6 protein-coding genes and 1 riboswitch are annotated in these 11,355 nt (G+C 52.6%); all 6 genes read right to left on the bottom strand.

Annotated features, from left to right (window positions below):
• Positions 1-201: 201 nt before the first annotated feature.
• The 6 genes from BUB16_RS00970 to BUB16_RS21020 all read right to left on the bottom strand — a co-directional run bounded on the left by BUB16_RS00970 (position 202) and on the right by BUB16_RS21020 (position 11,349).
• Positions 202-3,828, bottom strand: coding sequence for a vitamin B12-dependent ribonucleotide reductase (locus BUB16_RS00970; protein WP_073058944.1), 3,627 nt, complete (start codon positions 3,826-3,828; stop codon positions 202-204).
• 791 nt (positions 3,829-4,619) lie between these two features.
• On the bottom strand, positions 4,620-5,678 hold the full coding sequence (locus BUB16_RS00965; RefSeq protein ID WP_139240133.1) for a YncE family protein: 1,059 nt from the start codon (positions 5,676-5,678) through the stop codon (positions 4,620-4,622).
• 21 nt (positions 5,679-5,699) lie between these two features.
• Entirely contained in the window at positions 5,700-7,661 is a 1,962-nt protein-coding gene (locus BUB16_RS00960; protein ID WP_073058942.1) for a TonB-dependent receptor plug domain-containing protein, read from the bottom strand.
• 38 nt (positions 7,662-7,699) lie between these two features.
• A riboswitch (cobalamin riboswitch) is annotated at positions 7,700-7,950 on the bottom strand.
• Positions 7,951-8,039: 89 nt separating this feature from the next.
• On the bottom strand, positions 8,040-9,071 hold the full coding sequence (locus BUB16_RS00955) for an ABC transporter ATP-binding protein (protein WP_073058941.1): 1,032 nt from the start codon (positions 9,069-9,071) through the stop codon (positions 8,040-8,042).
• A complete protein-coding gene (locus BUB16_RS00950; RefSeq protein ID WP_073058940.1) occupies positions 9,071-10,147 on the bottom strand; it encodes an iron ABC transporter permease in 1,077 nt (358 codons plus the stop codon). Before BUB16_RS00950 ends, BUB16_RS00955 begins: the two co-directional genes overlap by 1 nt.
• Positions 10,147-11,349 carry an ABC transporter substrate-binding protein gene (locus BUB16_RS21020; RefSeq protein ID WP_084087955.1) on the bottom strand — a complete coding sequence of 401 codons (1,203 nt, stop codon included), beginning with the start codon at positions 11,347-11,349 and terminating at the stop codon, positions 10,147-10,149. Before BUB16_RS21020 ends, BUB16_RS00950 begins: the two co-directional genes overlap by 1 nt.
• Positions 11,350-11,355: the final 6 nt, after the last annotated feature.

The following is an 11,355-nucleotide window of genomic DNA, read 5'->3' as shown; positions in this document are numbered from 1 at the left end:
GGAGGTAGGAGAGCTTCGAAAGTTTTCTAAAATCTTATGCTGCTCAAAAATAAGAAAGGGCAAGTGTTAAAAATCCGCCCTTACGCATAAAAAATTATTCTAAAAATCTTAATTACCGGGTGGATTCTTTGTGGTTATAGAATAAAAAAGCCCGCCATGATTGCTCACAGCGGGCTCTCGGAAATTTAAGTTTACTTCAACTTACGAGCACCCCGTCGTCGAGCCGCAGGTGATGCACTTCTGGCAGGTGCCGTTGCGTACCATCGTCATGCTTCCGCACTCAGGACACGAATCGCCGGTGTAGCCCATCTCCTTAGCCTTCTCGTAGTCGCTCTGGTAACTGTCATCATCAGCGGCCGTCCGGGCCTGCTTTGCAGATTGTGCCTGAGTGACGGTTTCCGGCTGATTTTGATTGGTGGAATCAGGCTTTTTCTTCTGCGTCGGGTCTACCCTTTTTGCTTTCTCGCGGGCTTGTTCGGCCTCTTCAGAGGGACGCAGTTTACGCGACATAATATCGTCGGCAGGGACATGCGCCAGGTCATCCCGGCCGAGGTACGTCACGGCCAGCTCCCGGAAGATGTAATCAATAACGGATGTCGTCATTCTAATATGCGGACTTCCGTTGACCATCCCGCTGGGTTCGAACTTGGTGAAGGTGAAGGCATCCACGAACTCCTCCAGCGGCACGCCGTGCTGCAGGCCGAGCGAGATCGCAATGGCAAAGCAATTGGTGAGGCTGCGGAATGCGGCCCCCTCGCGGTGCATATCAATGAAGATTTCACCCAGCTGACCATTCTCATATTCACCCGTCCGCAGGTAGACACTCTGTCCCCCGATTTTCACTTTCTGCGTGTAACCGGTCCGCCGGCTTGGCAGCCGCTGGCGGTTGGCCACATACTTGTGGATGATTTTTTCGGCCGACTCCACCACTTTGTCCTGTGCCTCCGCTGTCTCTTCCAGGTCCTCTTCGTCTTCCAGTTCCTCAAAGACATCGCTGAGGCTGTTCAGCGGCTGACTTAATTTCGAGCCGTCGCGATAGAGGGCGTTGGCTTTCAGCATCAGCTCCCAGGAATCCATATACGCATCCTTGAAGTCTTCCACGGTCGCTTCATTCGGCAGGTTAATTGTCTTGGAAATCGCTCCCGAAATAAACGGCTGCGCGGCGGCCATCATCCGGATGTGTCCCCCGGGCTTAATGTAGCGCGTCCCGATTCGCCCGCACCGATTGGCGCAGTCGAAGACCGGCAGGTGCTCGTCTTTCAGGTGCGGCGCTCCTTCCACGGTCATGGTCCCGCACACGTAATCGTTCGCTTCCTGGATCTCCCGCTGCGAGTAGCCGAGATACTTCAGCATGTTAAACTGCGGATCGGCCAGCTGCTCCTCCTCCAGTCCCAGTTCCTGCTCACAAAAATCCTCGCCCAGCGTAAACTGGTTAAAGGCGAATTTGATATCGAAACTGCTTGGCAGCGCTTCTTTGATCGCCTCCAACTGGGCATCTCCGAAGCCTTTCTCGCGCAGGCTCTCTTCATTGATATGCGGGCAGCCCTCCAGCTCACCGTGACCTTTGGCGTAATCGATGATCTCCTGGCGCTCCCTGGGAGCGTATCCCAGATTTTCGAGTGCTTTGGGGACGCACTGGTTGATGATCTTGAAATACCCGCCACCGGCCAGCTTCTTAAACTTCACAAGCGCAAAATCAGGCTCTATACCCGTGGTGTCGCAGTCCATGACCAGTCCGATGGTGCCGGTCGGGGCGATAACCGTTACCTGTGCATTGCGATAGCCATGCTTCTCACCCATCTTCACGGCTTTCTCGGAATCCTTGCGCGCTGCCTTCAGCAGGTTATCGGGACACTGGTTTGCATCAATGCCCATCGGCTTGACGGTCAGTCCCTCATATTCGTCGGGATCGACATTAAAAGCCGCCCGCTTGTGATTGCGCACCACCCGCAGCATATGCTCTTTGTTGGCTTCGTATCGCTCGAAGGTGCCCAGCTCACTCGCCATTTCCGCGCTGGTGGCATAGGCATTCATATGGATAAGGCTGGTCAGCCCCCCGGCAATCGCGCATCCTTCGGGACTGTCGTAGGGGACGCCCCGGACCATCAGCGCCGCCCCGATGTTGGCATATCCCAGCCCCAGCGTGCGATACTTGTACGAAAGATCCGCTATTTCCCTGGAGGGGAACTGGGCCATCAGTACGGAGATCTCCAGCACGACAGTCCAGAGCCGCGAGGCATTCCGGAGTGCTTCCACATCAAACTCCTTGCACTCGTCTGTTTTGAAATACTTCATCAGGTTGAGGGAAGCCAGGTTACAGGCCGTGTTGTCCAGGAACATGTATTCCGAGCAGGGATTACTCCCGTTGATCGGTCCGTCTTCGGGGCACGTATGCCATTCGTTAATGGTATCGTGATACTGCGCTCCCGGGTCGGCGCAAGCCCAGGCCGCGTTGGAAATTTCATCCCAGAGTTCACGCGCCGGCATGGTTTTGCACGGCTTCGGCTCACGGCCCTCTTCCTTGGCTTTACGCTTCTCCGTTCTCCAGTAGAGGTTCCACTCGCCGTCATCCTTGACGGCCTTCATAAACTTGTTGGGAATACGAACCGAATTATTGGAATTCTGTCCGCTTACCGTGCGGTAGGCCTCTGAATCCCAGTCCGTATCGTAGGTATCGAATTTCAGGTCGGTGAAGCCCTGTGATGCCAGCTGTACCACCCGTTCAATATAATTGAGCGGTACCTGGTCTTCCTTGGCCTCTTTAATGGCTTTTCCGAGCTCTTTGTTTTTCAACGGGTCGCGGCTGACCGCCCCGTTAAAGGTACGCCCGTCAATTTCCACTGGCTTGTTGCAGAGCTTGATAATTTTCTTAAGATGCTTCTCCAGAATTTTAGATCCCGCAACCATCGAGGCCACCTTTTGCTCCTCGCGAACCTTCCAGTTCACATATTCTTCAATATCGGGATGGTCGAGATCGAGGGTAACCATCTTGGCGGCCCGGCGGGTGGTCCCGCCCGATTTAATCGCCCCGGCGGCCTTGTCCCCGATCTTCAGAAAACTCATAAGTCCGGAGGACTTCCCTCCCCCGCTCAGCGGCTCTCCTTCTCCGCGAATTTTGGAAAAGTTGCTGCCCGTCCCCGAGCCGTATTTGAAGAGACGTGCTTCGCGGACCCAAAGATCCATGATACCGCCCTCGTTGACCAGGTTGTCATCAATACTCTGGATAAAGCAGGCATGAGGCTGGGGGTGGCTGTAGGCGTCATCCGACTTTGTGAGCTCGCCCGTCTTGCCGTCCACATAATAGTGTCCCTGTGACGGACCGTTAATGCCGTAGGCCCAGTGCAGGCCGGTATTAAACCACTGGGGACTGTTGGGAGCCGCCATCTGGTTGGCAAGCATATAACGCAGCTCATCGTAGAAAACCTTCGCATCTTTTTCGGAGTCAAAGTAATCGTGCTTCCAGCCCCAGTAGGTCCAGCAGCCCGCCAGGCGATGGAACACCTGATGGCTGTCGTTCTCGCCGCCGTATCGCTCTTCTTCATCGATATCCTTCATAGCCTTCTCATCGGGCTCTGATCGCTGTAGCCACTCCGGGACACCTTTCTCTTTAACTTTCCTGGTTTTCTTCGGGACCCCGGCCTTGCGGAAATATTTCTGCGCAATAACATCCGTGGATACCTGCGACCAGGACTTGGGGACGATCACATTCTCCATGGAGAATACCAGTGATCCATCCGGATTCTTGATCTCTGATTTCCGGCTCTCGAATGTCATATTTTCAAAGGGGGTCTCCCACTCTTCCTGAGTATAAAAACGTGTAAATTTCATATAACTGGTTCCTTGACTAATATTTTTACTTGGATAGGCCTTTCGGGTAAAAGCAATAACAATAACTTGGCTCTTTTGCCTTCTATAAAATATAAAGGACTTGTGCTCCGGTACAAGCAAAAACTGAAATACTTTTCCACAAAACCGGGTAGTTATCCACAATTGATTCGCCTGCAGATCTTCTTTCCGGCAAAACCTGGGGATCCCTGCTTTTTGTGATGTGGATAACTCTCATTCTGTCTTTAAGTATGCCCTATTTCAACGGCCGACTCCCGGCGGTAGCCTGCCGGGCCCGCAGTACATTCACCGCAGCTAAGTGCTCTTGTTATGAATAAAGAGGATCATGTTTGAAAACATGTTGCTCGACGACACGGAAGGAAGAAGATCCTGAGCGCCTTCCTGGTTACGGGGTAAGGATGAGGACCAGCCAAAGAAAACCATATTGAAAAAAACTTCATACCCCAAGCAAAAACAAAAATATTTTGATAGCTCTGAAACTTTGCTTAAATCTTGGACTGCTCAAAAATAAGAAAGGACAAATTTTGAAAACCTGCCCTTTCGAATAATAATTTATATAGAAATCGTGACAAGTCGGGGAAATTTGCTATAATATTTTAAAAATTATCTACTTTCCTAACGGACAGCCGTATTATATTAACGCGTTGTGCGGTTGACTTATAAATAACCTCTTAGCATCAGCAGAGCCTAAAAGCGTTGTATTCATAGAAACGCTGACAGGAATCATCATCCTGTCAGGTCTGGTTTTATTTATAACCGCATAAAGGGTTTTGTTAATTCACGACAAAATGAAATCCATTGGGAGCGATACCGACGTTAAAGGAATCCACGGCCGTGCCCTGCTGGTCATAAATCAACGCCTGTCCATCCTGGCTGTATCCCCTGCTGTCCCCGACATACAAGCGCTCCTGGGTAGGCAGGTAGCCAATGGCACTGAAAGAACGTGAAGTAAACGGTTCTTCCTCGACCGACAACGTATTCATATCAATCACGGATATCCCGTCATTCAGTAAATAGGCCTTCGCATTGTCATTATCCAGTGCAATCCCGGTAGGGTGTCCCCCGGTTTCAATGGAGTCGATTACCGTAGCGCTGCTTCCATCAATAAGATAGACGCTTCCGGGCTTATCATTGGCAGGATCCCGCTCCCAGTTCTCATCATAAGCGATCAACCCGTTGCAAACCACCCAGAGTCGGCCGGCCATATCTACACTGATATCCTGGGGGCCGGGCCCCGCTTCAATAGTATGATCGACCGTATGACTGGTCGTATTTATTACGGAGATCGTATTGTCATTGCCCGCCCCCTTGTTTGCGACAAACGCCAGGTTATTCATACGAAAAATCGACCACGGTTGTGATCCCACGGATATCCTTTGATCGGTTTCTTCAAAGTTTTCCAGGTCAACCACCGTAACACTGCCATCATACAGGTTGCTGACATAGCCTGTCTGGTTATTTATAATCTCAAAATCAGTGGGAGTAGTCGAGAGCTCAATCGTTGCCACGCTTTCCAGCGACTCGACTTCCGCGACTTCAATCTTATTAGCATTGTTCAATACCATAAAGATATGCTCCCCGGCTATTTTAGCGGATTGGATGATGCCGGCCAGGGGACGGCCATTGGCATTTCCGAACGCTTTTTTAAGGGTACTTCCCGATTCAGGGTCATAACTCGTCAATGAACCATCGCTATCATTGAAGTTTCCTTCATTCGTGACATAGACAGAGGAGAGTTCTAATGGGTCGGGATTATTCCCCCCATCCACACAGGAACCGATAAGAAAGGTAACTACCAATAGAGAGAGGGAACGTATAAATCGTTGTTTCATGATAAGGTATCTAAAAATAAATTATAATTGATAAGTTGCTGTTAGGGAAAAAGTGACATTCCGTTGTGGCATCGCGTACCACTGTATGATTTCATAATTCCTGTCGAGCAGGTTTTTGATGCCCGCCCGGGCTTTGAAGGTGATATCCCCATACCTCCGGCGGAGCTGCAGGGTGGCATCCAGTACCTGATAGGGATCCAGGGAGGAACTGAAATCCTCGGTATCGGTGGTATAGCGGCGACCAACCCACCGGTATTGCAAAAGTACCCTGGCTATCCCTTTATCCACGCTCAACGAGGCTTTATACTTCCACTGGGGAACATAGCGCACCTGGTGACCCACAGCCGCGTCGCCGTCAAAACGGGGTTCAGTTATTTCGGTCCGATTCAGGCTGCCGGATTGATCGAGCTGCAGGTGCCAATTTCCGGGCATTAAAAAACTATTTTTTATATATGCCTCTATCCCCTGGGTGGTCAGCTGCTCTACATTGGACGGGATATATATGCCGTCATTTCCCGGAAACCACCGGATACCATGATCAATCTCACTGTAGTAGCCTGTTAATTTAACGGAAGACAAGCCCAAAAACCGGCGGGGCGTAAGGGTGACTCCCGCTTCGGCACTGTTGCTCCGCTCCGCTTTCAAATCCGGATTGCCCCCCTGTCCCCAGTACAGAGCATTGAACGTAGGGGGATTGAAATCCCGGCTCAGCTGTCCCCGGACAAACAGCCGATTGGTTAGCAATTCGTAATTCACCCCTAATGAAGGGCTCAATACTGTTCCAAAATCACTATAAACATCCAGCCGTAATGCCGGATACAGACGCAGCCGCCGGTCAAAGAACGTAACTTCCGGATTGGTCAAGGCACTGAACTGCTGACGCGTTTTCAGGGAATTATAGTTATTGGTTTCTACTCCCGTTAGTTCTCCACTTAGCTCTCCCTTAAGCTCAACATATTCACTCAATGTGTGCTTGATGTTTGAACTGATCAACCAGCGCCGGGTAGTCGTAAAGCTTCGGGTATTAATCCCGCGATCAAAATAGTTCAATGCGCTTCGGCCCAGGAAATTCTTTAGCTCGAGTTCGGTATCTCCCCAGCTATGTCGGTATGTACTGAGCCATCGGACTGCCTGATCTTCCTGCCGGGCCCGGCTGTTGGTATTCAATATATTGCCCGGAATTTGGTTATCGCTGTCGGCCGCCCAGAAGACGGATTTCCACTCCCCCGCCCCGGTTTTTTCTCCTACAGAAGCCATCATATTATAACGCTCGCTGCGATTGTGCTGTCGCTTTTCAACCCGGTCGTACCCCCGGTTATAATATTCAAAATCATTCTCGGCGTAGTCGTATAATCCACGGATCGAAACCTGCAGGTCTTCGGTGGTATAGCCTCCCTGCAGGGACGATTGCCACTGTCCGAACGAGCCGCCACATTGCCGGGCGGAAAAATGACGACTCTCTTCCCAATCTGAAGAGAGATAGAGGGCCCCGGATAAACTCCCGCCGCCGAAGGCGGTGCTGGGCGTCCCGGAACTTACCTGAATATTGGAAAAGAAACTGGTCGGCAGCAGGGAAAGATCTGTTTGCCCGATCGTGGGACTGTTTATCGGAATTCCCTCCCACAACACCTGGATCTGCTCGGATGAGAGTCCCCGCTGCGAAGCGGTTGCCATCCCGCCCGGCCCGTTATTCTTTATAAACAGTGAGGACTGTGACGCGAGGATATCGCCAATGGATTGGGCGTGCAATAAGCTCAGACGGGTCGAATCGATTACTTCTACGGCGGTAGGCTGGTACTTCATCGGCTGATCGATACGCGTGGCCACAACTTCCACTTCCTCCAGTTCAAGCGTATCCGCTATCGTTTGCGTTTGTGCCTGCGCAGGTTGGCATGCATATACAAACAGGGCAATGCAGCATAGTACAGCTACGCTGATCTGTTTTTTTCTATATAAATAATAATATAAGTGTAAGATGGTCATAAAATCCTCGCAGAAACTTTAACTCCCGAAAGTTTCTCAAGAAATAGGATCGTTTGGCAGGTCTTCTGGCTCATCCTGCTGTCCGGCCTTCCCATCCCGGTTACCGGGACAGTGGCAAAAGGTTGGAGACAGCGTAGCAATGGATTTACAGTTGCGGGTACAGCTTCCGATTTCCCGTCATATCTATGATAAACGTCAGCATCTGACGGGGCACGGAATTCCCTTTTCATTCCATCCCGGAGCCGACAGTCGCCGGGGGGGACGGAAAACCAATACACTATTTCAAAGAGCGCTCGTAAAGTAGGGGCTTTCCTGATAAAAAGAAAGGCACGGTTTTTATAGATCCTTTTGGCTTGATCCAAAAGGATCATAAAAAAATCAAGACTCTAACTTCCCCAATTTATTAATCAAATCCCGGACCGAATCGCAGGTATAGTGCTCCTCTTCGCAGCTGATATCCCACCGGAATCCCTCCGCTGTTGGCTGTACCTTCACCCTGAGGGCTGTACCATCCGATTCTGAAACCCGGTAGCCGGAGCGCTCCAGGGCCCGTCGCGTCCAAAAGACGCCCTCGGCAGCCCCATGCAGGCAGATCGGCCCTTTGGAAGGTTCGTGAAGCCTGAACGATCCGGTGGCGCGGTCGAAATCGAAGCTGTCCTGTGCAAAGACAGCTTCAAACGTACCGTCCAGCACCAGGTCCTCGGGCGTGCCGGTGACCACCCTGCCCTGCCGGTCAATAAGCCACAGCGAGTCGGCCGCTTTAAGAGCGAGATCCAGCTCATGGGTCGACAGCAAAACTGCCTTCCGTGTGTCGTGGGCCAAACGGCGCAGCAGGCGTATGATCGCCACCCGGTTGGGCAGGTCCAGGTGAGCCGTGGGCTCATCCAGCAAGATGGCGGAGGTATCCTGCGCCAGCGCCCGGGCGATCATCACCTTCTGACGCTCACCGTCGCTCAGATGCAGCACGTCACGGTCGACAAAGGATTCGATACCCGTGGATTCGATAGCCCAGGCTACTTTTTCTTCATCTTTTCGGTCCAGGGAGCCGAACCAGCCAGTGTAGGGCAAACGTCCGAAAGCCACCAGCTCATAGACGCTCAAATTACCGATCGTAAGACGATCGGTCAGCACCGTACTCAGCTCCCGGGAGATCTCCCTGATAGAAAGGCGGCCTATTTCTTCCCCCGACAGGTGGATCGCTCCGCTCAATGGAGCGTGCAGTCCGGCAAGCGTACGGATGAGCGTTGATTTCCCCGACCCGTTGGGCCCCAGCAGGCAAACAACCGCTCCCCTGTGCAGCGACACATCAATATGGCGGGCCACGGTGGTGGTGGAGGGACGACGTCGTCCCCGCGCCGGGAAGCCGATCTCCAGATCCCGGGTCGATATAATGGAATCAGGGTTATGCATCAGAAGGAAGCCTGCAGGTTTTTGCGTTGAATAATCACCCATATAACCACCGGGGAGCCCACCATCGAAGTGACCGCGCTGATGGGCAGGGTCGCCGTGGAACCCGGCATCTGGGCGATGACATCACAGCCCAGCAGCAGCATCGCTCCCATCAAGAGGGTTCCGGGAACGAGCACGCGATGCTCGTTTGTGCCCAGCAGCGATCGAGTCAAATGGGGAACGGCGATCCCGACAAATCCGATAGGCCCGCAAAAAGCCGTGATGCCCCCCGCCAGCAAGCTGGTGCTTACGATGATCCAGAGCCGGGCCCTGGAAACGGACAGGCCCATGCTGCGCGCATAGTTTTCGCCCAGCAACAGCCCGTTGAGTGATTTTGACAGTATCATGGCCATGCCTCCCCCCGCGAGCGTTATGGCCCCCAACATCCAAAGCTGACCGAGCGGTACCCCGCCCAGGCTGCCGAACGTCCATATCAGGTAGTCCTGTATCTGTTCCGGCCGGCTGAAATACTGCCAGATACTCACAAGAGCGATGGTCATATTGCCGACCATCAAACCGATAATAAGTAGCGTCACGTTATCCCGGACCCTTACGGAGATAAGCAGGATAAGCAATAATACCGCTGCCGATCCGATACTTGCCGCTAAAATAATGAGCCAGCTTCCCAATGCGGTCAATTCACGGATCGCAAAAATAGTCGTGATCGTCCCGCCGGCTAACATCACGACCGCTACGCCGAGACTCGCTCCCGCCGTGATGCCCAGCACTGAGGGGCCGGCCAGCGGGTTGCGAAACAGCGTCTGCATAAGGAGTCCCGCCACGGAAAGCGCGCTGCCGGCCAGGATAGCGGTAACTGCGCGGGGAAGGCGGATATTGATCAGAATCTTTTGCCACGCCGGCTCCTGTACTTCTCCCCCCCACAATATACGCAGAATATCGGGAAGCGGGATATCCACCGAGCCGAGCGCCAGGTTTAACAGGAACAGCCCGGCGACCCCGGCCCCCAGCAGTAAAAAGTACAGGGGACGGATCCCCGTACGATACGACCTGTTATGATCCTTTGGCTGATCAGTCATCACTCAACGTTGCCGTAATAGTAAAAGTTATGATTACCTGCGATTTCAGGATGGAAAATTTTGACCAGATCAGCCAGTACAAGGTCGGGACGCACGACCCCCGATTCCCAAAAATCATTCGCACCCGACGGGGTGGAGCGCCGGTAGTTATGATAGATTTTCCCGGTCCGGAATGATTTAAAATCGCGGAAGCGCTCATCTTTGGCTAAAATATCCTCTTTTGTTTTTGCGGTCCCGGGATGCAGCCAGACATCGGCTTCCAGTCCCTGCCGGTACACCACCTCGAAAGCTTTCCGGAGTCCCCCGGTCTCCCCGGAATCATACCACGGGTAATCAGCTCCTGCGTCCCTGAGAAACCGGGCAGTAAAGCTCTCCCCGCCCGGGACAAACCAGGCACCCTTGTATGGCATGTTATTGATCGTCGTCGGTTTATCCTCTACCGTATCAACCGCTGCCTTGAGGTGATTATATCGCCGGGCTACGGCGTCGAATTTTTCGTTGGCCAGCTTTTCTTTGTTCAGCAGCGCCGCCATCACCTTGACCCATTCCGCCTTGCCCAACGGGGTCGTCTCCAGCCATTCGGAATTTACCAGCAGATCGATACCGGAATCCATCAGCACGCGGTAATTATCAAACTGTGACGATTGTCCCCCTGAAATCATAAGCAGATCGGGATCGAGAGCAAGCACCTTTTCCTTATTTAGCTCCCCCTCCGGGAAGCCGGTTATGATCCCCTCCTCTATTCGCCGGCGGACCTCCGGGGTATAGATGTAATCGGCGCCCACCATCCCGGTAATCGTTTCATTGGCGTTGAGCATGTCCGTGAGAGCGACATGGGTGGTGGAAGTGGCGACCAGGGTGCGGACCGGAATAGGGATTTCCCGGGTATTTTTTACATTAACTTGATCTGCTATACCCCTTGGTACCAAGGAATAGCGCAGCGTGTCCACCCGGTCCTGAAAAGGATTGATAATTTCCAGAAGCTTGTAGTTGTCATGATAGCTGATGTGAAATCCCTCGGCATAGTCAGCCTCTGCCTTGTGAGTAAAATCAACGATTTCCGCGTCGGCCTCGGGGACGTTTGGCTGTTCCTTGGAAGCGGATGACTGGCAGCCCGCCGCAAGCAGAGCGGTGGACAAAAGGGCTGCACAGATACGTATAGTATAATAGGTATGTTGAAAAAAAGATCGCCTTATTGACATCGGTAC

It is taken from the genome of Fodinibius roseus, from assembly GCF_900129315.1.
In the GTDB taxonomy this organism is placed as follows: Bacteria; Bacteroidota; Rhodothermia; order Balneolales; family Balneolaceae; genus Fodinibius; species Fodinibius roseus.
This window is presented reverse-complemented; position numbering and strand designations above follow the sequence as displayed.

What these genes read in the sequence shown, in the direction of transcription:
- BUB16_RS00970 (WP_073058944.1), bottom strand. Translation starts at nt 3,828, where the DNA reads ATGAAATTTACACGTTTTTATACTCAGGAAGAGTGGGAGACCCCCTTT.
- BUB16_RS00965 (WP_139240133.1), bottom strand. Translation starts at nt 5,678, where the DNA reads ATGAAACAACGATTTATACGTTCCCTCTCTCTATTGGTAGTTACCTTT.
- BUB16_RS00960 (WP_073058942.1), bottom strand. Translation starts at nt 7,661, where the DNA reads ATGACCATCTTACACTTATATTATTATTTATATAGAAAAAAACAGATC.
- BUB16_RS00955 (WP_073058941.1), bottom strand. Translation starts at nt 9,071, where the DNA reads ATGCATAACCCTGATTCCATTATATCGACCCGGGATCTGGAGATCGGC.
- BUB16_RS00950 (WP_073058940.1), bottom strand. Translation starts at nt 10,147, where the DNA reads ATGACTGATCAGCCAAAGGATCATAACAGGTCGTATCGTACGGGGATC.
- BUB16_RS21020 (WP_084087955.1), bottom strand. Translation starts at nt 11,349, where the DNA reads ATGTCAATAAGGCGATCTTTTTTTCAACATACCTATTATACTATACGT.